Genomic DNA, 26,780 nt, shown 5'->3' on the forward strand with positions numbered 1-26,780 from the left:
TTACGACGAGGGATCGATGCCGACGGCGTTCATGCGCTTGATAACCGGCTCGTAATCATCGATTGAGGTGTCACTCAGCGTCGTGAACGGGAGCTCTTCTTCGTTGTAATCGTCGGGGTAGTGCTGTTCGATCTTTTCTTGCGTCGAGTTGCGGAGTACTTCCCCGACCTCTTCTTTCACGTCCGACTCCCATGTCTTGCGGGCGTACATCGGCTGTTTCGGGATGGGGAACGACCACCATATCGGTTTGAATTTCGGCGATTCGGTGTCTATCGTATCCAGGAAGGAGCTTTTCTCTTTGACGCGGTCTGGTAACTCGGTATCTTCCGGAATGTGAGGGATGCCGTTGCCACCCCAGGTGGTCGCGCCGTCGGCCTCCCCCTCTCCGAGTCGCTGCAGCGCCTGATCATGGTCAGTCCAGCTGCCCTCGAAATCATTTGGCTGTTCCTTCGGTGCACCACCGATGTCGAGCCCGGCCTCTTGCAGCGTGTACAGTGCGAAAATAGAGCCACTGGTCGAGAGGCGGTCGGCGAAAGCCCAGGTCTTCCCTTCGACGTCGGTTCGTTCGTCGATCTCGGAATCCGGCTGGACGAGCATCATCGAGAAATAAAACGCCGAGCCGCCGGTTACGGTCGTCCCGTAGATATCCATGAGCTCTGGCTTCGAGAGAACGGTCACGTCGTCCATTCCGATCTCGGCCTGCTCGCTTTCGAGTGCGGGGCGAATCGCCGAGTAGTCCGTCGGAACCTGCATCTCGAACTCGGCACCGTCGATTTCGGCGTTGAGGAGGTTCTGGACGGGTTTATATCGTCGTCGAGCATCGGCCGGTGTGCCCGGTGTCAGTAGCATCGTCACGGTGTTTTCGTCACTGGTTCCTCCCCCGAGAACGCCGCCACAGCCTGCGAGGCCGACACTGAGCGCAGCTCCGACACTCCCGGCGATGAACTTCCGTCGCCCGACCGAGTTTTTTTCGCGGCTGTTGTTCGGTGTCGATACCCCGGATCGATCCTCGTTCTGTTTGGTAGGCATCACCTGAGTGCTGCCGAAGAGACCCAATAACGATTAGCTGTCTAGTGTCCGAAGCGTCTGTCTCCAGCATCGAGAGCGACGGGTCGACACCACGACGAGATTTGTCAGTCTGTACTCGTCCGTACCTTCTTTTTTCGGCCGGGGAACGAACCCCCACGACGCGCAAGCAATCGAGAGTACCGAGAGAACTGTTATGCAGACGTTGGGATGTGTTTCGGCTGACTGTATGGTTGATCCACACGACAGATCCGACCGGTTCGAGTTGATCGCCGCCTGCGAGGAGGCGACACTCGCCGGGTTCGCAAACGACGTGCTCGAAGACGATCCACCGCTGTCGGTCCGCCAGGAGCCCCGGCCACAGCTTTTGATGCAACGGGTCCGGGAACCAGTTCAGCGCCGACCGTTCAATCTCGGTGAGGTACTTGTGACGCCCGCAGAGGTAGAACTCGACGGTGCACGCGGGTTCGCTATGCTGCCGGGCAAGGCCGAACGCGGTGCGCTCTCGGGAGCGATCGTCGACGCCGCCGTCGCGGGGGAACACGAGGAAATGCCAGCAATCATCGCCGGTCTAGAGAAGGTGGCCGACAGACGCCGCGCGCAACGACGGACGGAGTGGGCCGAGAGCAAACACACCACCGTCGAGTTCCAGACAATGGAGGACCAGCAGTGAGAGCGCTCGGTATCGATCCGGTTCACGACACCCGACAAACGTTCGACGGCCTCCTGTCGGCGATGAGCCGACCAGGGACTGTCCACACCGTCGCAACACCTGCCGACCACGCTGTCGTAACGACGCTCGTCGATCACGAGGTAACTCTGGCGACTGACGACGGCAGTCTCCGGGGGGCGCTTTCCGATCAGGGCCGACTCGATACCGCGCCCCGGGATGAAGCAGATATCGTCCACGCACGCGAGCACGCGGGCTGGGACATCCGGGAGTGCAAGCGCGGCTCGCTGGTCGAGCCCAGCGACGGGGCGACCGTCGTCTATCGTGTCGACACACTCGACGATGACGCGACAGGAGCCACAGTGACGCTTTCCGGTCCTGGTGTCGATGGCACCGCGGCGCTGTCAGTCGGGCTGCCGGAATCTGAACTGTCCGCCATCGCGACGGCACAGGCGGACTACCCGCGCGGTGTCGATGTGATTTTCACCACAGCGGACCGTGTGGCCGCTCTCCCGCGCTCGGTCCAACTGGAGGTGGCCTGAATGGGGTACGTCGCGGTTACCGCCGGGGAAGAGATTATCGAACGCGCCGAGCAACTGTTCGAGAAACAGCGAGTCAACGAGGACGAAGAACTGGCCGTCGATCAGATCGAAGGCCAGCTCGGCCGTCTCACCGGACAGGCGATGAGCGAGGGGGGACTCTACGCCCCTCGACTGGCCGCACTCGCGGTCAAGCAGGCTCAGGGAGACACCGTCGAAGCGGCCTTCCTGCTCAGAGCGTATCGCTCGACGCTAGAGCGGTACGACGAGACGGCCACGGTCGAGCCGAGTGAGATGATCGCCAGCCGACGCGTCTCGCCAGCCTTCAAGGACGTCCCCGGCGGGCAGATCCTCGGCGCGACGAAAGATTACACCCAGCGACTGCTGGATTTCGACCTCCTCGACGGGCACACCTCGGACCCAACCGCCGACTGGGACCTCGACGACGAGGGTGACCCAGAAGCGTTGACCAACGTGACGGAACTGCTCCGGGAGGAGGGGCTGTTGCACGAGCCGGACGAAACAACCGTCGACGAACCCACCGACACCACCCGTGAGTCGGTGACACATCCCCCCGCCCGCGATGCGGTGCTGCAGGAACTGGCCCGCGGTGAGACGGGTGCAGTGACCGCCCTGGGCTACTCCGCACTGCGGGGCTACGGCCAGGTCCACCCGACGCTCGCGGAGGTCAGGGTCGGACGTCTGCCGGTCTGGATCGACCACCCCTACACCGACGAGGAAGTGACAGTCACCCACACTGCGGTCACCGAGTCCGAAGCCGTCGTCCCCGTGTACGAGAAACGAACGGAACCGCAGTTCGCCTTCGGCTACGGCCTGACCTTCGGCCGCAACGAACGCAAGGCCATCGGGATGACCGTCCTCGACGCCTCGATCCAGCTCGACAGCGAGGATGAGCCGGCCGAAAACCCCGAGTTCGTCCTCGATACGATCGACGGGATGGACTCGTTCGGGTTTATCGAGCACCTCAAACTGCCACACTACGTCACCTTCCAGTCGATTCTGGATCGCATCCGCTCGATCAGGGAACGCCACGGGGCGACCGAGGACAGCGATGTCGCATCTACCAAACAGCCCGCCGAGCCGACAGCCACAGGAGCCAGTGACGATGACTGACCACACCACGACTGAGAACGTATCGTCCGGCGATCAATCGTTCGACGACACACCCCATGACGGAGGAACGGCCCTCCCGACCGACTCCGTCGACGCCGCTCTCGAATCGCTCACCGACGACGGTCTGACGGGGTACAACTACGCGTACTTAGACGAACACACCAAACGCGAGGTTCGGCGCTCGATGCTGAAAGCCGTCGCCATCCCAGGTCACCAGGTCCCGTACGCCTCCCGACCGATGCCGCTGGCCCGGGGCTGGGGGACCGGCGGCATCCAGGCCTCGCTGTCGCTGCTCGGTCCCGACGACCGGTTCAAAGTGATCGATCAGGGGGCCGACGAGAGCGTCAACGCTGCCAATATCCGCCGGCTGGCGGAGACCACCGCAGAGGTGACGACGACGACCGACACGACCGACGCCGATCTGATCCAGAGCCGCCACCGCATCCCCGAAGAGGTGCTGACAGCGGAGCAGCGACTCGTCTTGCAGGTGCCGATCACCGACGCGCTCCGAAAGGTCGACCCCTCGGACGCCGCTAACCGCAGGCGACACGCCCACAAGAACTACGGGAAAATGTGGGTCCACCTCTACGAGAACGTCGTCGAGTACGGCGAGATCAACATCGCCTCCCGGTACCCGACGATGGTCGCCGGCCGCTACCTGATGGACCCGTCGCCGATCCCGCGGTGGGACGTGCCGAAACTCGACGACGCCGACCATCTCACCGTTCTGGCCGCTGGCCGCGAGGCTCGTATCTACGCCGTTCCGCCTCACACCGCAGTCGAACCGCTGGCCTTCGAGGATCGGGAGTTCACCGTCGAACGGTTCCCCGAGCAGGCCTGTCACGCCTGCGGCTCGACCGACACCTACCTCGTCGAGGTTTCCGAGGAATCAGCCGATGCAGACGGCTTCGAGACGCGCTACGCCTGCAACGATTCGAGCTTCTGTCAAAAGCGGCGCGAGAACCCGGACCTCCCGAAAGATCACCACCTCGACCGCGAGGGGGTCGACTGGGGGCCGGAGACGCCGGATGGCGAACCGACGACAGAACAGGGAGGTGTCGAGGAATGACCCTGCTCGAAGCCGAAGATCTGCAGACACGGTACGGGCCGGGCTGTCCACGCTGTGTGGAGTCGACCGGCGACCACGCGGGGACCAACCAGTGCCCACACTGCGGCACTGTCGTCGCCTGTGCCGAGGCCGACCTCAGCGTCGAAGCGGGAGAGGTGCTCGGGATTGTCGGCGAGTCCGGTTCCGGCAAGTCCAGTCTCGCGGAACTGCTGGCCCTGGAGCGCGACGAGGACGCCACGACCGCCGGCGAGGTGCGCTACACGGGTCACGACGGCAATCTGCTCGACGTCGACTACGAGACCCGGCATGCGCTCCGCACCGGCGAGATTGCGCTCGTCCACCAGCATATCCGCGACGGGCTGAACCTGGAGTTCACCGGTGGCGGCAACGTCGCGGAGAAGTTGCTCTCGGCCGGCCATCGATCCTACGAGAATGTCCGCGAACGCGTCCGGACGCTCTTCGAGGCGACGGAGATCCCGCTGGCCCGGATGGACGATCCCACCAGTACCTACTCCGGCGGGATGCAGCGCCGGGTTCAGATCGCCCGCGCGCTGGCGACCGACCCTGACCTGATCGTGTTGGACGAGCCGACCACCGGCCTCGACGTGAGCGTCCAGGCCCGCGTGCTGGATATGTTCCGACGCGTCCAGCGCGAGGAGGGCGTCGCCGCCATCGTGGTCTCACACGATCTGAGCGTCGTGCGTCTGCTTGCCGACCGGACGCTCGTCATGCGTCACGGTCGCATCGTCGAGTCCGGCCTCACCGACCGCGTCATGGAAGACCCGCACCACGAATACACGCAGACACTCATCAATTCAGTCATATGACAGTCCTGGCCGTCGACAGTCTCTCGAAGACCTTCGACATGCACGTGCTCGGCGACACGAAAGTCGTCGGGCTCGATGACGTATCGTTCGACGTCCGCGACGGCGAGTTCCTCGCGGTCGTCGGAGAGTCCGGTAGCGGCAAGTCCTCACTGCTGAAATGCCTGTACCGAACCTACGACCCGACCGCAGGTGAGGTCGTCTACCACGGCCCCGACGGCGACGTGGATCTGGCCGCCTGTCCCGACCGAACGGTCATCGACCTGCGTGGTACTACTATCGGCTACACCTCGCAGTTTCTCGACGAGATTCCCCGCGTCCCGGCGGTCGACGTTGTTGCTCGGCCACTGGTCGAACAGGGGGCTGATCGCGAGGAAGCACGCGACCATGCCCGCGAGTTGCTGGCCGCGCTGTCGGTACCCGAACAGCTATGGGAGGCGTATCCCGCGACGTTTTCTGGCGGCGAACGTCAACGGGTCAATCTCGCACAGGCGCTCGCACCCAAACCGGAACTGCTGTTGCTGGACGAACCGACCAGCGCGCTCGACCCCGAGACTCGGCAGGCAGCCATCGACCTCCTCTCGACGTATCTCGGTTCGGAGACGACTGTTGTCGGCGTCTTCCACAACACCGACGTTGTCGAGGCCGTCGCCGACCGGGTCCTTGTCCTCGACGAGGGGGGCCTCCAGCGTGTCGTCCCGATCGAGTCCTACAACGAGGAGGTGATGCTCGGATGAGTTCGACCGCACAGACGGCCGAGGAGAGCGTGGCCGTTGTCGGTGGCCGCGTCGTCACACCCGACGCTGTGATCGACGGTGGCGTCCGAGTCGAGGGCGAGCGGGTCGTCGAAATCGGGGACATCGACGGCGACGCCGACACCGTGATCGACGCCGACGGCCGGCTGGTCCTGCCGGGTCTTATCGACATCCACGGAGACGATATCGAGAATCACCTCCATCCCCGCTCCGGGGCGCGAATGGCGCTGCCGATGGCGCTGGCCTCGGCCGACCGGGCGAACGTCGCGGCCGGAATCACGACGAAGTTCCACGCCATCTCCTTCGAGCTCGACGAGGAGGCCGGCCGGTCGCCGGAACTCGCAGCGACGCTGACGGCGGCGATCACCGCCGCCGACGACCTCCTCGTGGACCACCGCCTGCACGCCCGCTGTGAAGTTACCCAGAGACGCTGCGTCGACGCGGTTCTCGAAGTCGTCGAGAACGGCGACGCCGACCTCGTCTCGGTGATGAGCCACATCCCCGGCAAGGGCCAGTTCCGCGATGTCGAGGCGTTCAAACAGTACTACGAGAACGCCAGCGAACACTCGGCCGAGGAAGCAGAGGAGATGATCGAAGAGCGGACTAGCATCTCGATGGCGACGCTGCGCGAGCGCGTCGACGAGATTGTCGAGGCCGCCCACGAGGCCGGCGCAGTGACGGCCTCGCACGACGACGAGAATCCCGCGGAAGTCGAGCGGTTAGCCGACGCCGGTGTGGATATCACGGAGTACCCCATCACGCTAGAGACCGCCGAACGCGCCGCTCAACTCGGCATGACAACCGCGATGGGCGCGCCAAATCTCGTTCGCGGGGAGAGCCAGTGGGGCAACCTCTCGACGGCCGAGGCCATCGAGGCCGGCGTCGTCGACACCCTCGTCGCCGACTACCACCCGCCGTCGCTGCTGGCGGGGGCGTTCGTCGACACCGGCGAACCCCTCTCGGAACGCGTCAAGCGCGTCAGTGCCAACCCAGCTGACGCACTCGGGTTCGACGACCGCGGTCGGGTTGAAGTCGGGAGACGGGCCGACCTGCTCGTCGTCGACCGTGAACCGACGCCGACGGTTGCCCGCGCGCTGGTTGCAGGCGAGCCGGTTTACCGCGCCAGCCGAGGTGACCGATGATGCCGAGCGTCGGCGCGGCGATGGACATCCGCTTTGGCGCGACTGTCGAGGAGTTCATGCAGTATGTCACCGACCTCGGACTGGACCACGTCGAGTTCAAACGCGAATACCTCGCTGGCCACCCGAACACCCCCTCACCCACCGACGTTCGAGACCTGGCTGACCGGTACGGCGTCACCCTCACCTACCACGCGCCGTTCCGAGACTGGAACATCGGTAGCTACGACGAAACAGTCCGGAACGGCTCCGTCGACCGCGTCAAGCGAACACTCGACGACGCCGCCGACGCCGGTGCCGAGGCGGTCGTCGTCCACGGCGGCTCGGTTCCGAGACGCTACCCAACGTGGGTCCGTGACAGCTCGAAGGAGGCCGCGCTTCGCTCGCTCGCCGAGTGTGCCGAGTACGCACAACTTGTTGGCGTGCCGCTCTGTTTAGAGAACCAGCCGATCGACGAACAGAAGCAGCGGTACACCACGACACCGACTGATCTCGCAGCGATGCTCGAAACCGTCGACGTGACCCCTGAGTACCTCGGAGTGACCCTGGACGTGGGTCACGCGAAGGTCAACGGCGAGGACTGGCGCGATTTCGTCGAGGAGTTTGGCCACAGAATCCAAGTCTGCCACCTGCACGACAACGATGGCGCTGCCGACCAGCACAGGCCGCTGCCGGACTACGATTCATTCGTGGAGGCAATCCCCGCGGAGCGGTTCGTCTTCGAGATGAAATCTCTCGGGGACCTGGCGACGAGTGTCGGCACCGAAATCTCACCGCCCAAAACGGAGCTGACAGCACATGAGTGAGGAATTGGCAGACGATTACGACGCCGTCATCTTCGACAACGACGGCGTGCTGGTCGAACCGACCGAGCAGGACGTGATCGTCGATGGGGTTCGACGTGCGTTTGAATCCTTCGGGGTCGAAATCGACCGGTCCGTTGCACGGCAGACCGTCGAAGACAGCACAGTCCCGACCGAAACGGCCCGGGAGCACGGACTCGATCCAGAGGCGCTCTGGCACTACCGCGAGTTGACCGTCGCTCTCGCCCAGCAGACGCACGTCCGCGACGGCGGGAAACAGGTCTACGACGACATCGCGGCGCTCGAACACCTCGCAGTGCCCCTCGGCGTCGTCAGCAACAATCAACACGCGACGATCGAGTTTCTGCTCGTCCATCACGAGCTAGAGTATTTCGAGACTGCATACGGCAGGCAGCCGACGCTTGCGGGCGCGGCCAACCGCAAACCCGAGCCGTACTACATCGAACGTGCATTGGCAGACCTGGATGCGAGTGATGCGCTGTACGTCGGCGACTCCGAGACGGACGTGCTCGCAGCCCACAACGCCGGTCTCGACTCGGTCTTTCTCCGCCGAGAACACTGCGCAGATGCGACGCTGTCGGTTGAACCGACGGCAGAGGTACACGACCTCAGATCGCTCGTGGAAAGACTGACCGAGCAACACTGACGGAGAGAGTCGTGCTATCAACCACCAATGTTCGATCAAGTACGGACTCTACGGACGGTAGGTTCATGCTGAGACTGTTCCGGGTAGGCGTATGAACCGACGAACAGTACTCAGGACGCTCGCTGGGGGCGGTGTGCTATCACTTGCCGGTTGTTCTGGGTCCAGAGTCGACGGTGAGGTGGGCTCCAACGACACACCGCTCACGTTCTCACACGACTACGAAACACAGGGAACGCTTTCGGGGACCCGAATCGTTGTCGATGTGACAGCAACGAACGAAGGGAGCGAGCCAATCACACCGGACGCCCCGGTCCCAGAAGTCGTTTGTCTGTTCTCGGATAGCGCCGGCGAGACACTCTATCAATCAGGTCGCGAAGTAATGAACCAGGTAGGTGTCGGGGAGTCGATCGATATGGAATTTAAACTCGCAGTCGACGTTGACGACGTAGCCCGCTACACGCTCGAAAGTGAGTGGGTTACCGAATGAATCGACACCCCTTATTTAAGTGCGCAACGGTTACTATATAGCCGGCGCTGGGATATCGAGAACCAGTACAAGTCGTTGAAATCCGTCCTACTGGAAAGCTCCTCGAAAGACTACGAGTTCGGTTGTTCAGTTTCAGGTTCACGGCGGTGCTCTACAATCTCTGGCGACTCACCGACGTTCTGGTGAAAGCGGGACTTGGTCGTGAGATTCGCACACCGCCAGTCGGTACAGCTAAGACGTTCGTCAGAGCGGTTGGTCACTCTCTTCGCGATGTCGACTGACGCCAGAATCAAGGCTCGGATTGCCCTTGGTGAGCCACAGCACTGGGGGTATTCGGCTATCTCTGTGGTATTTTCCATGGACTACGGAGCGGGTCCTGGTCAGGACAGAGAGTATACACTAGTCTCGGTTGAAAATCATTCAGATTTCGTTGACTTATCTGATTCCTCGTTTGTAGCCGCTCTAAATCCCGAGAACGTGGAAGGTGAGACCGACTTCTCAGTGTATAGTCAGTACGCTTGACCGAATCAGTTGTGTGATGAATTGTCTTTTCTGGGCAAAAGCGTAGCTACAGCCACGTGATTGAGAAGCCGGGATAATACTTGATGAGTGGCGTATGATGAAATTTGGGGTCGGATAATAACAGTCCTTATCTGCTAACCAGCACGAAGTAATATTGTGATGAATGTACAAAATAGATCAGCGAGCCGGATAGGGTCACTCAGCCAACTCCAGTGGCTGGCAGTCGCGTTAGTCGTCGTCACTGGGATTCTCCACGTGTATGCTGGTGTCGTTGAGGGACGAATCCCCGTTGCACTCGCGGGCGTCGGCTACGCCGGTGCACTTGTGCTCTTTTTCCTCGACTACCGGCGACGGCTGCTTTACCTGATCGGGATTCCGTATACGGCCGTCCAAATTCCAATCTGGCTCGTAGTCAAGTCGGAGTACGGGGTAGTCGACTACGTCGACAAGGCGGTTCAGGTCGTGTTGATACTCGTGTTGATATATCTCTATCTGAACACGCCGTCCGAGTCGGCCGGAGACACGGCAACAGCAGCGGACTGAGCAACCCGATTCGCGGGATGTCTACGCGCTCAGTTATCCCGAATCACCATAATTTTCACCCGATTCACGCCGTCGAAGTCACGAAGCCGGTAAGTTAATTCCCGAACGCGTTCGCTGGTCCCCTGGCAGAACAAGGACTCGAGACACCACTCCCCCTGGTGCGTGTGACTCGTGTTGAGAATTACGTCCTGATAGTCGTGTTGGATACCGTGGAGTTCCCCGATCACCTCGTGATGGCGGTAGTCGAAGGCGACGAGCGCGATAACGTTCTCGCTGAGATCTTCGAGTCGAGAATGCGACTCGATGTACTCCTGCATGGCCTCACGAACCGCTCGTGACCGATTGTCGAGTCCCTCGTCTTGCCAGACCTGATCGAACTCCTCTATGACCGCATCTGGGATGTTGAAACTCGTTCGCATCGAGTGCTGTTTGGGGTGCTCGTACAAGAGTTCCGAGTATTCTCTCCGCGAGTCGACAGTAAAAGTCGCTATCCCTCGATGGGTGCCTCCCAGAGCAAGATCCCAGCCGAGCTAACGACGAGGACGACACCAGCCACAGCGAGTGCGAACAGGGGGGAGACGACGTCGGAGATCACGCCACTCCCCAGTTGGAACGGAACGACGGCGAGTCCGCTGACCATCGCCATCGCACTCAGCACAGTCGCACGCCCCATCGTCTCGATGCGGTCGTTGATGTACTGACTGGCGAACGACCGTGTCACGTCGGAGAGTCCGCGGATCAGCAGGAACGTCGGCAGGGCAAGAACGGGGACGAAATACATTCCCACCAGCGCACCGCCCACGACGAAGGGCAGCCACAGAAACCACGTCCGCAGTCCCAGACGGTCACGAATCGCTCCGGTGTAGTAGCTCAGTCCGGCACCGAAGAGACTGTACGCCGCGTAGAACCACCCGAGCAGTGATCTTACCTGCGACTGCGAGACACCGAAGTCGAGGACGACCGTCTCGAAGATCGGCTGGAGGAACACGAACACCAGATACGTCACCGCTGCGTAGAGAACGTAATAATAGAGCACGAACGCCCGTATATTCCGCTGTGAAATGGTCTGTTGGACGATCGAAAGTGTGCGACGAAAGCTCAATTCCGTGGTATCGGTTCGTTCGTAGGTCTCGGGCTCGTCTATCGTCAGGAGAACGACCACGCCGACTGCCGTGACCGCGGCAGCGACGAACCAGGGATACGACAGGTCGATACTTCCAAGATACCCTCCGATAATAGCCGCTCCAGCACCGATCGCCAGTGCGACGGATTCGCCACGTCCACGGACGTGCGCGAACTGGTCTTCGGAGAGGTCGTCGGTGAGCGTATCGTACAGCCAGGCATCTTCGCTTCCCGAGCGGAAGTTGTAGCCCATCGACCAGCAGACGTACAACGCCGCGAGCGCCCAGAACGAACTGGACACTCCGATGCCAAGCAGTGTGAGTGAAATGAGCGCGGTTCCGGTTAGAAGGCTGTTACGCCGACCGACACGGTCACCGATGTACCCCGTCGGAATTTCACCCAGCAGCGTCGTCAGATTGTATATCGCTTCGAGGATGGCGATTTGCGTGAAGTTGAGCCCCTGGGCGAGAAAGAAGAGATACATGATCGGGCGGTAAAACTCGACGGCCTTGGTCGATTTGTAGAGATAGTACTTCAGAACACTCGCCGGAGGTAGATCAGACAAACTCCAGAATGGAACCATATTGACGATGGCTATTCTGGCGAAATGGATGTTTTGTTATGATTTGTTTGGAATCTCGTAATACGGCTACTCCGAACAATTAGCGCTGTTATTCAGCGCCCGACCGTATGATTGGTAGTGCAACAAGAATACCCGTTTACTGAGCGGTCTGAGACAGTTTCCGCTGAACGACTCAGTCGAATGTGCCTACCATAGACGCTCTATACCCCGATTTTAATTCAGCCACCCTCGATTGCACTCGCTTCAGTTCTGGAAGTTCCCACCCCAAGAGCGTCCGAAGTCATGTACTAACGTTCAGCAGCTGTATTCCGGCAGCCGGAGGAGCGTGATCAGTCACAGGTGCCGGCTTTGACCCTACAACGGCAGTCTAACCGGTATCAATCCTCGTCCATTGCTTGATTGGCGCTGCCGGTCGGACCGACGGAAAAGACGAACTCGTGTTCGGCTTCGGTCTCGAAGCGGTCGAGAATATCACGGAGCGGCTGGGCGTACCGTTGCAAGTCGTTGGCTCGCTCGGACACCTCGTTCAGTTCTGCAGCCTGCTCTTCGGCCGCTGCGCTCACGTTGTCCGTCTCCGACTGCGTCTCTTCGCTCAGCTCTGCGATCTCGTTTATTTCACCCGCGATATCCTGAATACTGTCGAGTTCGTCACCGAGATCGGTTTCAGGATGCTGGTCAGCGAACCGTTCGAGTTCGCCGGCGATATCGTCCATCGTTTCGGAGATCGTCTGAAGCCGTTCTTTCTGGTCTTCGGCATCGACTGCGATTTTCTGGATGGATTCGGCGACCTGTTCACTCGCTTTTCGGACCGTCGTGGCGCTCTGTTCGACTTCTGCGCCGGCTGTTTCGACTTCGTCGACGTAGGATTTGAGCTGGCCGGTCGTCTTTTCGAGTTCCTCGATCATGTCGTTGAACTCGCTGGCGATGCGGTCCATCGACTCGTTTTCGCCGTCCTGTGACATCCGCTGGGTGAGGTCACCCGCCGCACACTCCTGCATAATCTCGGAGTACTCCTCGGCCTTCTCCTGGAGGTAGTTGCTCATCTCAAGTGCCTCTGCACGGGAAACCTCGGCCTCCTTTCTGGCTCGCTCGGCCTCGTTGATCTGCTCTTTGAGCGAATCACGCATCTCCGCGAACCCATCGTAGAGCCGCCCGATATTGTCGATTCGCGAGGTGTAGAACGTCGTTTCGAGGTCGCCTTCACGCATCCGCTCGGTCTTTCTGGTCAGGCGGTCGATAGCCGTCGATGTGCTGTATCCGAGCGCGGTTCCGGTGATTCCGATGAGCAAGACCGCGCCGATCGTTGCGAACAGCCCCCAGTTCGAGATTGCCTGAACGAACCCGAACACGCTACTACGTGGGGCTTGCGTGACAACGACCCAGTCGGTGCCCTCGACGGGCGCGTACCCGACGGTGTACGCCTCATCGATGACCTCCGGGTCTGCGTCCATCTGCGGGATGACTCCCGACGCGTTATTTGTATCTCTGAGTGCAGTTGCCCGTTGAATCGGTTCGCGTGATTCGTCGTTGGTCGAATACGGCTGTAGCGTCTGGCTCGGATCGTCGCTGACCATGACCATGTACGACGATTCGTCGACGACTTCAGACGTCTGTGGCCCAGTCGACCCCAAACTCGACCGGACTTCGTCGATAGACACTTCGACGAAGAGGTACCGGGTCTGGTCGAGACCGGTGTTCGTCTTACTCACGAAGCCGACGACCTGTTCCCCGTCGACCTCGTACGTATCGCTCAGATAGACGCCGCTCGCGTCGAGTGAATCGAGTCGATTCTGGTCCGTCTCAAAAAATCCCCGTGGGCCGTTTGTCGTCAACCGCTCACCGGACTGGAGTGCCGTGCTTGCAGTAACTGACGGCCCCTCGGTCTCGTTGTCGATGAGGTGCATTGCGACGATCTCCTCGCGTTCGGTCTCAATGGATGTCAGAGAGGTCGTCAGACCAGCTGTATCAGACCCAGACCAGTCTCGTTCGGTCGAGTACAGTTGCGTCATCAGCCGCTTGTTCTGTACCCACTCCTCGACGGTGTTCGCCTGCTGTGCTGCGCTGTTTTCGAACTGCTGTTCGGTTCTGTCTTCGGTCTGTTGTGAAATCGTATCGGTCGCTGCGAGCCCGATGCCACCGATCGAGATGGCCATTATCATCAAGACCAGCCCGAACTTGACCGCGAAGCTCTTCCGAACTGTCCGCGGGGTAACTGTCTGCAAAGCCCGAATTGCAACGTTTGGCTCCTCCGTCTCGGATTCGTCACCGCTCATCGGTCACCACCCGTGCTGGCTGACGAGAGATTGTCTCTCCCCACCGTTCCGATACTTGTCCCACAGCCGTACACCCACTGACTGGACGTGCCCCAGTTTCCCCATCCAGTTGGATTATTACCAATTACATTCGCTTTCCTGCGACCCATAGCATGGTTTGCTATGGTTTATCACATAAGTTTTTGGAGTGGGGCCGGGCACGTACCGGCTGGCCGACAACATTCATCAGTGGGACCGGTGTACCTCTGTGCATGACTCACACCAGACCGACGGGTGACGACCGGTGACGCGGAACGCGAAGATAGTCTGTACGCTCGGCCCCGCATCCGGGGACAGAGAGACGATTTCGGCGCTCGCAAACGCCGGAATGTCTGTCGCGCGTCTCAACGCAAGCCACGGAACCACTGCCCAACGGCGTGACCTCATCGAACTGGTCAGATCGGTCGACGAACGGACGGACCAGCCGGTTGCAACGCTGCTTGACCTTTCCGGGCCGGAGGTACGCACAGCCACTCTCGACTCGCCGCTCTCGCTTGCTGACGGAGACAGCGTCGAGTTCGTCGAGGGAGAGAAGGCAACTCCCGACCGAATCGGGCTCTCGAGACCCATCGACAAAGCCGATGTCGACGACATCGTCTTGCTGGACGACGGTCACATCGAGGCGACGATTACGGCTGTGGAGGACGGCGTCGTGACTGCGCGGGTCGACTCCGGTGGCGAACTGAAGAGTCGAGCCGGAGTCAACGTCCCCGGCGTCGACCTCGACTTGCCGACGATTACCGAGGCGGATCATCAGGAGCTAGACCTCGCGGCAGAGGCGAACGTCGATTTCGTCGCGGCGAGTTTCGTCCGCTCGGCCGACGACATTTACGAGATTAGTGGCGAGCTCGAAGCCCGGGATGCCGATATTCCGCTCATCGCGAAAATCGAGCGCGCAGATGCTGTCGACAACATCGAGGGCATCATCGATGCCGCCTACGGCGTGATGGTCGCCCGCGGCGATCTCGGCGTCGAATGTCCGCTCGAAGACGTCCCGATCATCCAGAAGCGTATCGTTCGGCAATGCCACCGCGCGGGCGTGCCGGTCATCACAGCGACGGAGATGCTCGAGTCGATGATTCACAGCCGTCGCCCGACCCGCGCCGAGGCCTCGGACGTGGCAAATGCCGTCCTCGACGGCACCGACGCGGTCATGCTGTCCGGGGAGACGGCCATCGGTGACCACCCAGTCCGCGTGGTCGAGACGATGTGTCGCATCATCGAGGACGTAGAGGACAGCGAGGAGTACGACGAGTTGCTTGAGCAGCGCGTCCCACCCGCCGACGGGACGAAGACCGGAGCACTCGCCCGCTCGGCGCGCTTTCTCTCACGGGACGTCGACGCCGAGGCAATCGTCGCGGCCTCCGAATCGGGCTACACTGCCCGGAAAGCAGCGAAGTACCGACCGAACATTCCGATCGTCGCCGTATCGCCCAACGACAGAGTGCGACGACAGCTCGCACTCTCCTGGGGCATTATCCCGAAACAGGCCGTTCACAGTGGCCAAAGCGCCGACGCGGTTATCCAAGGGGCTGTTCAGGCAGCCATCGAAGCGGGTGCCGCAGAGAGCGGTGACACGGTCGCTGTCCTCTCTGGGATGATGACCCAGCTAGAGGGACTCGACACTGCCAACATTCTCAAAGTACACGTCGCTTCGGAAACGCTCGCGTCCGGTCGCGCCGTCGTCTCGGGCTACGCTGCAGGTCCGCTGTACCGCGTCGACGGTGGGAACCTCGACGACGTCCCGGACGGCGCAATTCTCTCCGTGCCGGCCGAGTTCGACGGCGAATTCACCGGCGAGATCTCGAAACTTGGCGGTATCGTCGACGAACACGAGGGAGTGACGAGTTACGCCGCCATCGTCGCCCGGGAAATCGGAATTCCGATGGTGGGTTCGGCGTCCATCTCCGATGTCGCGGACGGAACGGAAGTGACAATCGACGGTGAACGCGGTGTGGTTTACGCCGGGCCGCTCGAGGACGCCGATAGACAATGACCGCCGTTGCGGGTGTCGACCTCGGCGCGACGACGGTCCGTGCCGCAATCGCGGATGGGGATGGCACCCTGCGCGAGACGGCGACCGAACCGACACCGACAGATAGGAACGCTATCCTCGAAGCTATCCAATCGGTCCTCCAGACTGCAGCAGACCGTGCTGGGGTTCCTGTCGCGGACCTCGCTGCTGTCGGTATCGGGACCATGGGACCACTGGACCACGCTGCCGGTGTCGTCATCGACCCACCGAACGTCTCCGGTGTCGACCGAATTCCGGTCGTCGAGACGGTCGAACGGATCTACGACGGCCCGGTCGTGCTCAACAACGACGCTGTCGCCGGTGCTATCGGCGGCCGGTATTACGGCGAGGGAGACTGCTCGAACTACGTCTATCTCACCATCTCCAGTGGTATCGGCGCGGGTGCCATCGTCGACGGTACCGTGCTCCACGGGGCGCGCGGCAACGCAGCCGAAATCGGTCACGTGACGCTCGCACCGGAGTCGAATCAGCGGTGTGGCTGTGGCGGGACCGGCCACTGGGAAGCGCTCTGTTCGGGCCGACACATTCCCGAAACTGTTCGCACCGTGGCGGCAGACAGCGACATCGAGACGGACCTCGATCCGACGCAGGTGACGGCTTCAGAACTGTTCGACGCCGTGGGTTCGGACCCGCTCGCGGACCGGGTGGTAGACCGTCTGGCAGCCTGGAACACCCTCGGAGTCGCGACGCTCGTCCACGCGTACGACCCAGAACAGATCCACGTCGGGGGCAGCGTCGCGACGAACAACCCGGAGACGGTCGTGGCACCAATCCAGCGACGTCTGGCCGACCACGTTATCGGCGACCCACCGACAGTCGAGGTGACCCCATTCGGAGACGACGCGGTCCTTCACGGTGCAGTCGCGAGCGTGCTGGCTGGCGACTGAGTCGACCACCGGTGAACTGCCCGCAGTAGGCTTCCGTCGCGACCGACAGTATAACTTGATTCGCGGTCCAGATACGACATGTTCGATGGGGTACACACCACACGTTCTGGTCGTCGGTGGTGGCGCGACCGGCACTGGCGTCGCACGGGACCTCGCGATGCGTGGGCTGGACGTAACACTCGCGGAGCGCGGCCCGCTGGCCAACGGCGCGACGGGACGGATGCACGGACTGCTTCACAGCGGCGCGCGCTACGCCGTCGAGGACCCTGAAAGCGCGCGGGCCTGTATCGCCGAGAACGAGACGCTCAGGTCGATTGCCGCCCACTGTATCGACGACACCGGCGGACTGTTCGTCCAGCATCCCGAGGACCCGCTGGCGTACTTCGACCGCAAGCACCAGGCGTGTCGTGACTGTTCGATTCCGGTCGAAGAACTGTCCGGGGCAGAAACCAGAGACAGGGAGCCGTCGCTGAGCGACGACGTGACCCGCGCACTCGCAGTCCCTGACGGTGCAGTCGACCCGTATCGGTTGACTGTCGCAAACGCGACCTCAGCACAGCGCCACGGCGCGGACATCTTCACACAGACGGCGGTCGCGAACCTGCAGACCGACGAACACGGCATTACGAGTGCAGCGCTCGTCCCGAAGACGTCAGCGGGAACCAGTGCGGTGCTCGATATCGATTACGTCGTCAATGCTGCCGGCGCGTGGGCAGGCGAGGTTGCGTCACTGGCAGGCATCTACCTCTCGTTGTCACCGTCGAAGGGGGCGCTCGTCCTGACAGACGTACACAGCGAGACGGTCATCAACCGCTGCCGGCCGAAGAGCGAGGGCGATATCCTCGTTCCCCACGGCGACCGGGCGGTTCTCGGGGCGACCGACGTGCGCATCGACCACCCCGACGAGTTCCCGAAAGAAGAGCGCGAAATCGAGTTGCTGTTCGACGAACTCGAGCCAGTTGTTCCGGCGCTCGCGAGCGCCGCGGCAGTCGAGTCGTTCTGGGGAGTTCGACCGCTGTACGAACCGGCAACGGACGACAGCGCAGATGCCGGCGATATCACCAGGGGCTTCACTATCATCGACCACGAGCAGCGCGACGACTGCTGGGGCATCTTGACCGTCGTGGGCGGAAAGTTCACCACACACCGTCTGATGGCCGAGGCAGTCAGCGACCACGTTTGCGAGCAGTTCGGCATCGACAGAGCGTGTGAAACCGCGGAGATTCCATTACCGGGCGGCCCAGATACGCCTCCATTGGCAACGTTCGAGACCGACGCACCTGTCCGCGAATGGGTGGATAGTTCATAGACGACCATGATGGTTGTTAACTAGGCTTAGTATACAATTCTATGCGCGTGCGAGAGGGGCCAGAGCGATAGCCAGAGAGAGAGAACGTAGTCGTAAACATTCAAGAGTGCGACTGCCGACAGTGGGCGTATGCCATACGCTGTCAACGATGGCGTCCAGTTGGCGTACGAACGAGACGGTGTCGCCGGCGCAGAGACCATCGTATTCGTCTGTGGGCTCGGGTACGGGACGTGGATGTGGAACTGGCAGCGGGAGCGACTGGCCAACGAGTACGACCTGCTTCTGTGGGACAATCGTGGGGCAGGCGACTCGGAGACGCCGAAAGGTCCCTACACGATTCCGGAGATGGCCGCTGACCTCGAAGCGGTCCTCGACGACGCCGGCGTCGAGTCCGCACACGTCGTCGGGGCGAGTATGGGCGGGATGATTGCTCAGCAGTACGTCCTCGAGTACGACCGGGCAGAGACGGTGAGTCTGCTCTGTACCACCCCGGGCGGTCCCGACGAGGAACCGATTCCGGACGAGACGCTCGAACGAATGTTCGGCGTCCCCGACGGCTACGACCGGCGAGACTCGATTCGCTACAAGATGAAGCCGGCGCTGACCGATGAGTTCTGGGCGTCCCGGGACGAAGTCATCGAGCAGATAATCGACTGGCGTCTCGACAGTGACGCGTCAGAACAGGCACGAGAGTGGCAGGGTGCGGCGGTTGAGGCCTTCGACGTGAGCGAGCGACTCACCGAAATCGATATTCCGGCGCTCGTCCTCCACGGAGAACGCGACCGCGTCGTCCCAGTCGGGAATAGCGACCTGCTGGTCGAGGGGATTCCGACCGCGACTCGCCGGACATTCGGCGACGGTGGCTCGCATCTGTTCTTTATCGAGCGCGCCGACGCCGTCACCGACGCCGTCCGACAGTTCATCGACAGGTCCTGAGAGTTCAGGACGAGCGAAGTCGGGCGTGGGAAGCACTTATTAACGCGGGTCGGTGAGTAAGGATGACAGAGGCCGTTAGGACAATGATAGATATTTCCATGGAGATGGAACAACAAGATTGTCCGTTCATCGATACGACAGCGGACTACGCGGTCTCGTTTTCGAGTTTCCAGTGGCAGTTCGACGAATCGACGAACGAACTCGAGACGCGGATGGTCGTCCAGGCAGACGAACGCGATGCGCTGGACAACGGACTCAGTGCGCTCAAAGAGCACGGGAACATGCACGAGTACCGCCTGCTGAAGCGGTGGGACGACATCGCACACATCCGGACGACCATCAACGAGACTGACGCGATGCACACGATCCGGGCCAACGACGGGTACATCACCGGTCCGTTCTACATCGAGGCGGGCTCGGAACTGTGGCACGTCGGGTTCGACTCCGAGGAGTGCGCTGACCGGACGCTCTCGGAACTCGAACGGAACAACGAATACTCGGTGTTGACCAGGGAGCAAAATAGCATGCCCGACCTGCAGGAGCTCGTGTTGAACGCGAATCCGGCGATGCATCTCATCGAAGGCGGACGAGAACTCTCCGACGTGGAGCGAAAGACGCTCCGGGCCGCCGTCGAAGGTGGCTACTTCGAATCGCCCAGAGAGACGACGCTGGGCTCGCTCGCAGAGGAGTTCGACATCTCGAAGCCTGCCGTCTCGAAGAATCTGCGCCGCGGCCAGCAGAAAGTCGTCGGGCGGATGGTCGACGTGCTGGATGATATTGACAGGGTATAAGACAGATTGGTTTCCAATGTTTGGATAGACTGAGCGATTGCCGAGATTCGACGACCCCGTTTTTAGCTTGTGTTAAGTTCAACCGGCGAATGTAATTTAACATGTTAACGCGAGCCTTTATATTTATTATCTTAGTAAATATCATTCGTCATGGATTCGAATGACATCACTCGGAGACGTGTGATCAGTACACTGGGTGCAGCTGGTGCAGTCGGCCTCGCCGGCTGTGGTGGCGGCGATGGCACAGAAACAAACGGCGGCGACACGCCGGACGAAGTCACCATCGGGATGGTGCAGCCGCTGTCCGGCTCACTGCAGGCGTACGGACAGATTGCGACCCGCGGGTTCTATACATACTTCGGATACCGGGGCGCAGACATCCCCAGCGAGATCTCCGAAGGGACGGAGTCGTTCGACGTGGACGGGACGACCTACACGGTCGACCTGCGCGACTCGGGCGGCGACCAGACCGAAGCGCAAAACGCTGCGAGCGACATGGCTGGTGACGTGACGGCACTCGCCGGTGGGACGAGTTCCGCGTCGGCACTGGCTATCGCGAACAACGTTGCAAACCAGCAGGGTATTCCGTACATGGCTGGCCCGGCAGCGTCTGTCGAACTTACGTCTGACAGCGACAACTGCTCGCAAGCAGTGTTCCGTGCGAGCGAGACTGTCGCCATGGACGCACAGAGTGGTGGGAAATATGTCGCAGACGAGACAGATATCGGCAGCGTCTACATCTACTATGCGGACTACTCCTTTGGAGAATCTGTCAGAGACAACTACCAGCGCGTCCTGGAGAACAACGGCGTGACGGTGGCAGGCACGCAGGCACTGCCCCAGGGATACGACTCGGACTGGCCGGCCCAGTTCGACCAGGCGACCGAAGCGGGCGTCGACGCAGTCATCGGCGGCTTTACTGTCGCGACGCTGCCCGCGATGCTCGGGACGTATCTGGCAAACGACTACGACTTCCGCTTTGCCGGTGGTCTGGGAACCCGCCTTGCCGAGGCAGCACTTGGTGCAACCCTTCAGGGCTCGCTCGACGAACTCACCGCAGACACGATCCGAGAGACTGGTCTGGGACCACTCACGACGCGATACCACTGGAACCAGTACGACAATCAGATCAATACGGACGCAAACGAGGTCCACCGAGAGGCGTACGGGACAAACACCGACCTGTTCACCTCCGGAATGTTCACCGGCGCGTCCTCCATCGTCCAGGCCGTCGAGTCCGCCGGGTCTGCGGACCCGGGAGACATCGTCGCCGAACTCACTGGCATGTCGGTCGACGAAACGATGAAAGGAGAAGGCGGCTACGAGTTCCAGGAGTACAACAACCAGGCACGCTCGGCGATGACCGTCGTCGACCTCGTTCCGACCGAAGATACGGAGTTCTGGGACGCACCTGTCGAACCCAGTGCGCCGCTTCAGACCTACAGTATGGGCGAGACGACCCTCTCCGAGGAGAACACGGACTGCAGCCTGAACTAAAATGCTACGGACGGAAGGGCTCACGAAACGATTCGGCGGCATTGTCGCGACCGACAATGTCGACTTCGAGCTAGAGGCCGATGAGCTGTGTTCACTCATCGGGCCGAACGGTGCGGGGAAAACCACCTTCTTTAATTTGTTGACGGGGGCGCTTGAGCCCACAGAGGGACGGATAGAGTTCAAGGGAGAGGACATCACTGAGTCCTCACCCCAAGAAACGGCATCCCTCGGTATTCACCGTTCGTTCCAGATTACGAATATCTTTCCGACGACCACCGTTCTCGAGAACGTCAGAATCGCCGCGCAGGCGAAAAGCAATAAATCACTGCATCTCTGGCGGAACTTCTCGGCGTACGACGAGTTCCAGGAAGAGGCCCACCAGATTCTCGAACGGGTCGGACTCGACGACCGGGCCGATGAGTTCGCACAGAGTCTCAGCCACGGTGAAAAGCGGAAACTCGAAGTCGCCATTGCACTTGCCGGCGATCCGGACGTACTGCTTCTCGACGAACCCAACGCTGGCGTCTCTTCTGAGAGTGTCGGTGAGATTATCGACCTCATCGAGGACGTCAGCAGAGACCACGCTGTGTTGCTCGTCGAGCACAACATGGACATCGTCATGACAGTGAGCGACCGCATCGTGGTGTTGAACCAGGGGTCGGTCATCGCGGACGGCCCGCCCGAGGACATCCAGGACGATCCGAAGGTCCAGGAAGCGTACCTCGGCGGGTACGAGGAGGGACAACTCGGTACGGATACGGAAGCCGAGACGACGAGTGAGGAGGGCGTGGCATGAGCATGCTCGAAGTCGAGGACGTGCACACCTACTATGGGGAGAGCCACATCCTCGAAGGCGTCTCACTCGAAATCGACGAAGGCGAAGTCGTCGCGTTGCTCGGCCGCAACGGCGTCGGGAAGACGACGACGATGCGGACGATACTCCAGTTGACGCCGCCCCGAGAGGGGAGCATTCGTTTCAAGGGCGAAGAACTGGTCGGGAAACGGACGAACGAGGTCGCGGATCTCGGCATCGGCTGGATTCCCGAAGACCGACGGATGTTCTCGAATCTAAGCGTCGAAGAGAACATCCGCGCGGCCGTCCCGACGGGCGCCGATATGCAGACGGCCTTCGACGTGTCGTTCGAGACGTTCCCCATACTCGAAGAACGGCGCGACCAGGAGGCCGGCACGCTCTCCGGCGGCCAACAGCAGATGCTCGCCATCGCCAGAGGGCTCGTGGGTGAAAACGACATGTTGCTCGTCGACGAGCCGAGCGAAGGACTCGCCCCACAGATTGTCAAAGACGTGGGTGAAGCACTCCACGAAGTGTCACAGCAGGTTCCGATGTTGCTGGTCGAGCAAAATCTGGGGATGGCGCTCGACCTCGCAGACCGGTTTTACGTTCTCGACCATGGTCAGGTCGTCGACGAGGGTAACGCGGACGACGTGACAGCGGAGTCAGAACGACTCAGGAGGCATCTCTCAGCATGACGGGTCTCGAGCCGATAGTACTCCAGTCCGTTGCGGGATCGATTGCAGAAATAACTATCAAAGGGTTGGGGACGGCCGGCATCTACGTGATGATTGCAGCTGGCCTCTCACTCATCTTCGGGCTGATGGGCGTGCTGAACTTCGCCCACGGTGCGTTGACGACCTACGGTGCGTATCTGGGCGCAATCCTGCTCGTGTTCCTGTGGGGGTCCAATCCCGGCGGGAGCATCGTTTTCGTCGGATTGATTGTGGTGTCCATCGTCGTGTTCGTAGTCCTGTCGCTCATCGGGGCGGTCTTCGAGTACAGCCTCATCAGGCGACTGTACGACCGGCCACCAATCGACCAGATTCTGCTCACCTTCGGCGTCGCGCTGACGCTCGACGAGTTCCTGAAGGTGGTGCTCGACGACATTCTGAATCCCTACGTCGCCGCGAACCTCGACCCGAACAGTAACGCGTTCTACTCGGAGATGAGTGGTGGCCAGTACACGCCGGAACTCCTCTCTCGGGGGTCGGGACTCGAACTCGCGGGCACGTCCATCCGCTGGGTGTACGTCTTCGAGTTCTTCGTCGGCGCACTGGTCGTCGCGGCCGTGTGGCTGTTCCTGACGCGGACGCGGTACGGCCTGTTCATCCGGGCCGGCAGCGAAGACAGCGAGATGGCCGAAGCGCTCGGTATCAACGTTCGCCAGGTGTTCACGCTCGTGTTCGGTATCGGTATCGGACTCGCGGGCGTGTCGGGTATTTTCCTCATCTGGGACCCCGGCTTCGTCCTCGACATTACCCTCGGTTCGCAGGCACTCCTCCCGGCCTTTATTGTGGTCGTCGTGGGTGGTCTGGGAACGTTCAAGGGGACAGTCGTCGCTGCAGGTATCGCTGGATTCTTTTTCCAGTTCGGGAACTTCCTCTTTAGCAACGACGTCGGCGTCGTCGGTGTGAACCTGGGGAATTTCTCACAGCTACCGGGGATGCTCATCTTCATCCTGCTGGTCGCGGTGTTAATCATCCAGCCAACTGGCCTCTACGGTGAAGAGGAGGTGGGTGGCCATTAGCTCCGCTGTCGGCGACGCAGCTGCGTCGGTCGGTAACGCGCTGCCTGGCTGGGTGAAGACGTACGCCCGCGACCACACTGCACACATGCTCGTGGTCGGACTGCTACTCATCTATCCGGGTATCTATCACTTCGTCAGCGGGTCGGACGGGACGACGCTCGGGAAGTTGCTGTTGCCGTCGATGACGACGATGGTCGCGCTGTTTGCGGTTGCGCTGTTTGCCATCTCGTTCGACTTCATCAGCGGCTACACCGGCTACCTGTCCTTCGGACACTCGCTGTTCTTCGGGATGGGAGCGTTCATCGTCATCGGCGTCAAAAAGGAGATGTTCGCTGGTATCCCGGTTCTGGGATGGATTCCCCAGGGAATGCCCTTCATGATGATTCTGTTCATCAGCGCCGTGCTGGCCGCCATCCTCGCGTTGTTGATGGGGGCCGTGTCGTTCCGGTTGACCGGCGTCTACTTCGCGATGATTACGCTTGGCTTCGCAGAACTGGCGACGCTCATCGCGGAGGACTTCTTCGGACAGAGCGGGTCGACCGTTCCAGAGTACAACGCGGCCAACGATTCTGGCTTCCTGCTGGAAATCGGCGTGCCCTACGTGGACGCGCTGACGCTTCCGGTCGGGAAAAACGCCCTCAAGGGCGCACAGGGAATCTTCGCCGATGTCGGTGACGGAGCCGCGCGAGCGCCGATATATCTCGGTGACATCCCGATTGTGGGGCAGTTGCTGGACCTGTTGAACCTGATTCCCGGGCTCAACAGCATCATCGTCGCGAATCCCGAACTCGTCGGGACGGATCTCGCGTTCTACCTGATTGGCGGCACGGTGCTGGTGTGTTACTTCATCATGCAGCGTATCATCCACTCCCCGTTCGGGCGTGTGATGATCGCAATCAGGGAGAACGAAGAGCGTGCGAAGGCGATCGGCTACAACACCTTCATCTACAAGATGGGGGCGTTCGCCATCAGCGCCTTCTTCGCCTCTGTCGCAGGCAGCCTGTACATCGCCTACGAGCGAATCGGCGTGCCGACCTCCGAGTTCGGTGTCATCAACCGTGCCGGCGAGGCACTGCTTGCCACCATTATTGGCGGTATCGGAACGCTCGCAGGCCCGTTCTTCGGGTATCTGTTCGATATGAACCTGCGGGAGTTCTTCGGCGAAATCGGGAGCAACGGCTTCGAGGCATTCCTGAGTTCGAACTTCCCCGGAATCCTCAGCACGCAACTCCCGGGGACGAGCGTGCAGGAAATCATCGGTATCTGGGTCAGCGGTAACGGTGGCCTCTACATCGGTATCGTGTTCGTGTTCTTCATCCTGTTCGTTCCCGGTGGACTGCTCGGGACGCTCAGGCTCGCGATGGGCGGGAAAGTCGCCAAGACGTTCCCCGACTGGGTTCGTCGACGCGTGAGCCGGGTCAAATCGGCTATCGACGGCCAGCGATAGAACACGACTCCGTTCTTCTCATTTTTTCGGCATCGAGCTGTCGGTCTTGCTATCACGCCTGTTTTTGGCGAACCTAAAAACTCAAGAGGGTCGAGCTTCGACACCGTAGTAATGGCAACACAGAGCCGTTCGACGGCAGTAGAGGACGAGTACACGTTCGACGACCTGAGCGTCGTCATGGGAACGTACAACGAGGAAGCGGCAATTGGAACCGTACTGGCGGACATCGACGAAGTGACTGACGGCAGAGCAGCGGTCGTCTGTGTCGACGGATCGAGCGACACGACACCGGAGATCGCGCGCGACCACGGCGCACGAGTCATCGAACAGGAGCCACAGGGGTACGGCGTGGCGGTCGAGGAAGCGCTCTCGTCTGCGAGCCGACCCGTCGTCGTCACCACCGACTGTGACGACACGTACCCCATGGAACGCTTGCCCGACTTTCTCGAAGCCATCAACGAGGGCTGTGACGTGGTCAGCGGCGACCGTCTGTATCACGGTGCCGAGACGATGCCAGCGCTGAACCGACTTGGAAACAGTGCCTTTGCATACCTCGCTTCGGCGCTGATGGGAAAACGCGTCCACGACACGACGACCGGGATGCGCGCCTACCGGAAGGAAATTATCGACAAAATCGAGTGGACCGAAAACACCGGACTCTCCGCAGAGTTGCTGATTCGGCCACTGATGCGTGGCTACGAGGTCCGAGAAGAGCCGATCGAGTACCGCGAGCGGAAGGGCGAAACGAAACTCGATCCGTTCCAGGGCGGCGCAGAGATTGCGAAATCTATCGTCAAAGTCTGTCTCGAAGAACGGTTCCGGTAGTCCTATAGTAACAACTGAAACGATTTACATACTGACCGCTCCGTACTCGTGCGGTCGTGTGTGCACTGGCTTTCAGTGGCTACTCTAGTGCGGCTTCAGTCCTGAACTGCTAGCTTTATCTACGTAGAGCGCCTCTAGAGAGTGTTCAGAAATCTTCTGAAGTAGACCATGCCACGAACTCAACAGTACTCTGTCGATCTGTCTGCCGATGAACGAGCGGAACTGAACGCGATGCTTTCGGCTGGCACATACAAGACGCGGGAACTCACGCGTGCACGGTGTCTCTTGCACGCCGATGACGGCTTGACTGACCCG

27 protein-coding genes and 1 pseudogene are annotated in these 26,780 nt (G+C 60.9%); 24 read left to right on the top strand and 4 right to left on the bottom strand.

The features are described from left to right. Positions 1–1,029, bottom strand: a complete 1,029-nt coding sequence (locus WDJ60_RS15250) for a PhnD/SsuA/transferrin family substrate-binding protein (protein ID WP_340101478.1) — start codon at positions 1,027–1,029, stop codon at positions 1–3. A gap of 226 nt (positions 1,030–1,255) precedes the next feature. Between WDJ60_RS15250 and phnG the strand changes: the two genes are divergently transcribed. From phnG to WDJ60_RS15315, 13 genes and pseudogenes are all read left to right on the top strand, one after another. Further along, positions 1,256–1,699 (top strand): phosphonate C-P lyase system protein PhnG, encoded by a 444-nt coding sequence (gene phnG / locus WDJ60_RS15255; RefSeq protein WP_340101480.1) that lies wholly within the window; start codon positions 1,256–1,258, stop codon positions 1,697–1,699. After that, a complete protein-coding gene (gene phnH, locus WDJ60_RS15260) occupies positions 1,696–2,238 on the top strand; it encodes a phosphonate C-P lyase system protein PhnH (protein ID WP_340101481.1) in 543 nt (180 codons plus the stop codon). The genes phnG and phnH overlap by 4 nt, the downstream gene beginning before the upstream one ends. Beyond that, positions 2,239–3,369: a carbon-phosphorus lyase complex subunit PhnI gene (locus WDJ60_RS15265; RefSeq protein ID WP_340101483.1), complete on the top strand. Its 1,131-nt coding sequence runs from the start codon at positions 2,239–2,241 to the stop codon at positions 3,367–3,369. It begins immediately after the preceding gene. After that, complete coding sequence (locus WDJ60_RS15270) at positions 3,362–4,438, top strand: alpha-D-ribose 1-methylphosphonate 5-phosphate C-P-lyase PhnJ (RefSeq protein WP_340101484.1); 1,077 nt, start codon at positions 3,362–3,364, stop codon at positions 4,436–4,438. Before WDJ60_RS15265 ends, WDJ60_RS15270 begins: the two co-directional genes overlap by 8 nt. Then, entirely contained in the window at positions 4,435–5,265 is an 831-nt protein-coding gene (locus WDJ60_RS15275) for an ATP-binding cassette domain-containing protein (protein ID WP_340101485.1), read from the top strand. The genes WDJ60_RS15270 and WDJ60_RS15275 overlap by 4 nt, the downstream gene beginning before the upstream one ends. Next, positions 5,262–5,999: a phosphonate C-P lyase system protein PhnL gene (locus WDJ60_RS15280; protein WP_340101487.1), complete on the top strand. Its 738-nt coding sequence runs from the start codon at positions 5,262–5,264 to the stop codon at positions 5,997–5,999. The genes WDJ60_RS15275 and WDJ60_RS15280 overlap by 4 nt, the downstream gene beginning before the upstream one ends. Next, a complete protein-coding gene (locus WDJ60_RS15285) occupies positions 5,996–7,159 on the top strand; it encodes an alpha-D-ribose 1-methylphosphonate 5-triphosphate diphosphatase (RefSeq protein ID WP_340101488.1) in 1,164 nt (387 codons plus the stop codon). Before WDJ60_RS15280 ends, WDJ60_RS15285 begins: the two co-directional genes overlap by 4 nt. After that, positions 7,156–7,962, top strand: coding sequence for a sugar phosphate isomerase/epimerase family protein (locus WDJ60_RS15290; RefSeq protein WP_340101489.1), 807 nt, complete (start codon positions 7,156–7,158; stop codon positions 7,960–7,962). Before WDJ60_RS15285 ends, WDJ60_RS15290 begins: the two co-directional genes overlap by 4 nt. Continuing rightward, the gene (locus WDJ60_RS15295; RefSeq protein ID WP_340101491.1) at positions 7,955–8,626 is read left to right on the top strand and encodes an HAD family hydrolase; all 672 of its coding nucleotides are present in this window, start codon (positions 7,955–7,957) and stop codon (positions 8,624–8,626) included. Before WDJ60_RS15290 ends, WDJ60_RS15295 begins: the two co-directional genes overlap by 8 nt. Before the next feature lie 91 nt (positions 8,627–8,717). Beyond that, positions 8,718–9,113, top strand: a complete 396-nt coding sequence (locus WDJ60_RS15300; protein WP_340101493.1) for a hypothetical protein — start codon at positions 8,718–8,720, stop codon at positions 9,111–9,113. A 36-nt stretch (positions 9,114–9,149) separates the two neighbouring features. Next, positions 9,150–9,394, top strand: a pseudogene (locus WDJ60_RS15305) (ISNCY family transposase); the annotation flags it as partial. Next, the gene (locus tag WDJ60_RS15310; protein WP_340101495.1) at positions 9,384–9,635 is read left to right on the top strand and encodes a hypothetical protein; all 252 of its coding nucleotides are present in this window, start codon (positions 9,384–9,386) and stop codon (positions 9,633–9,635) included. The pseudogene WDJ60_RS15305 and the gene WDJ60_RS15310, both read left to right, overlap by 11 nt. 159 nt (positions 9,636–9,794) lie before the next feature. Continuing rightward, a complete protein-coding gene (locus WDJ60_RS15315; RefSeq protein WP_340101497.1) occupies positions 9,795–10,178 on the top strand; it encodes a DUF7475 family protein in 384 nt (127 codons plus the stop codon). Between the two features lie 29 nt (positions 10,179–10,207). On the opposite strand, the gene WDJ60_RS15320 is transcribed toward WDJ60_RS15315, so the two are convergent. The 3 genes from WDJ60_RS15320 to WDJ60_RS15330 all read right to left on the bottom strand — a co-directional run bounded on the left by WDJ60_RS15320 (position 10,208) and on the right by WDJ60_RS15330 (position 14,156). Further along, positions 10,208–10,597, bottom strand: coding sequence for a CopG family ribbon-helix-helix protein (locus WDJ60_RS15320; RefSeq protein WP_340101498.1), 390 nt, complete (start codon positions 10,595–10,597; stop codon positions 10,208–10,210). Between the two features lie 68 nt (positions 10,598–10,665). After that, positions 10,666–11,784 (bottom strand): MFS transporter, encoded by a 1,119-nt coding sequence (locus WDJ60_RS15325; RefSeq protein ID WP_417750465.1) that lies wholly within the window; start codon positions 11,782–11,784, stop codon positions 10,666–10,668. Between the two features lie 476 nt (positions 11,785–12,260). Then, positions 12,261–14,156: a methyl-accepting chemotaxis protein gene (locus WDJ60_RS15330; RefSeq protein ID WP_340101500.1), complete on the bottom strand. Its 1,896-nt coding sequence runs from the start codon at positions 14,154–14,156 to the stop codon at positions 12,261–12,263. Between the two features lie 283 nt (positions 14,157–14,439). Here WDJ60_RS15330 and pyk point away from each other — a divergent pair, with 283 nt between their 5' ends. The 11 genes from pyk to WDJ60_RS15385 all read left to right on the top strand — a co-directional run bounded on the left by pyk (position 14,440) and on the right by WDJ60_RS15385 (position 26,465). Beyond that, a complete protein-coding gene (pyk, locus tag WDJ60_RS15335) occupies positions 14,440–16,191 on the top strand; it encodes a pyruvate kinase (protein WP_340101501.1) in 1,752 nt (583 codons plus the stop codon). Continuing rightward, the gene (locus WDJ60_RS15340; RefSeq protein ID WP_340101502.1) at positions 16,188–17,117 is read left to right on the top strand and encodes an ROK family protein; all 930 of its coding nucleotides are present in this window, start codon (positions 16,188–16,190) and stop codon (positions 17,115–17,117) included. Before pyk ends, WDJ60_RS15340 begins: the two co-directional genes overlap by 4 nt. A gap of 85 nt (positions 17,118–17,202) precedes the next feature. Then, positions 17,203–18,426, top strand: coding sequence for an FAD-dependent oxidoreductase (locus WDJ60_RS15345; protein WP_340101504.1), 1,224 nt, complete (start codon positions 17,203–17,205; stop codon positions 18,424–18,426). Positions 18,427–18,555: 129 nt separating this feature from the next. After that, positions 18,556–19,362, top strand: coding sequence for an alpha/beta fold hydrolase (locus tag WDJ60_RS15350; RefSeq protein WP_340101506.1), 807 nt, complete (start codon positions 18,556–18,558; stop codon positions 19,360–19,362). Positions 19,363–19,445: 83 nt separating this feature from the next. Next, positions 19,446–20,153, top strand: a complete 708-nt coding sequence (locus tag WDJ60_RS15355; protein WP_340101508.1) for a helix-turn-helix domain-containing protein — start codon at positions 19,446–19,448, stop codon at positions 20,151–20,153. Positions 20,154–20,333: 180 nt separating this feature from the next. Further along, positions 20,334–21,650 (top strand): ABC transporter substrate-binding protein, encoded by a 1,317-nt coding sequence (locus WDJ60_RS15360; protein ID WP_340101510.1) that lies wholly within the window; start codon positions 20,334–20,336, stop codon positions 21,648–21,650. A gap of 1 nt (position 21,651) precedes the next feature. Further along, entirely contained in the window at positions 21,652–22,446 is a 795-nt protein-coding gene (locus tag WDJ60_RS15365; protein ID WP_340101512.1) for an ABC transporter ATP-binding protein, read from the top strand. After that, positions 22,443–23,141: an ABC transporter ATP-binding protein gene (locus WDJ60_RS15370; RefSeq protein WP_340101515.1), complete on the top strand. Its 699-nt coding sequence runs from the start codon at positions 22,443–22,445 to the stop codon at positions 23,139–23,141. The genes WDJ60_RS15365 and WDJ60_RS15370 overlap by 4 nt, the downstream gene beginning before the upstream one ends. Then, entirely contained in the window at positions 23,138–24,193 is a 1,056-nt protein-coding gene (locus WDJ60_RS15375; RefSeq protein ID WP_340101517.1) for a branched-chain amino acid ABC transporter permease, read from the top strand. The genes WDJ60_RS15370 and WDJ60_RS15375 overlap by 4 nt, the downstream gene beginning before the upstream one ends. After that, a complete protein-coding gene (locus tag WDJ60_RS15380) occupies positions 24,183–25,640 on the top strand; it encodes a branched-chain amino acid ABC transporter permease (RefSeq protein ID WP_340101519.1) in 1,458 nt (485 codons plus the stop codon). Before WDJ60_RS15375 ends, WDJ60_RS15380 begins: the two co-directional genes overlap by 11 nt. 111 nt (positions 25,641–25,751) lie before the next feature. Continuing rightward, positions 25,752–26,465 carry a dolichyl-phosphate hexose transferase gene (locus WDJ60_RS15385; protein ID WP_340101521.1) on the top strand — a complete coding sequence of 238 codons (714 nt, stop codon included), beginning with the start codon at positions 25,752–25,754 and terminating at the stop codon, positions 26,463–26,465. Positions 26,466–26,780 lie beyond the last annotated feature (315 nt).

Source organism: Salinibaculum salinum, assembly GCF_037645885.1.
Classification (GTDB): domain Archaea; phylum Halobacteriota; class Halobacteria; order Halobacteriales; family Haloarculaceae; genus Salinibaculum; species Salinibaculum salinum.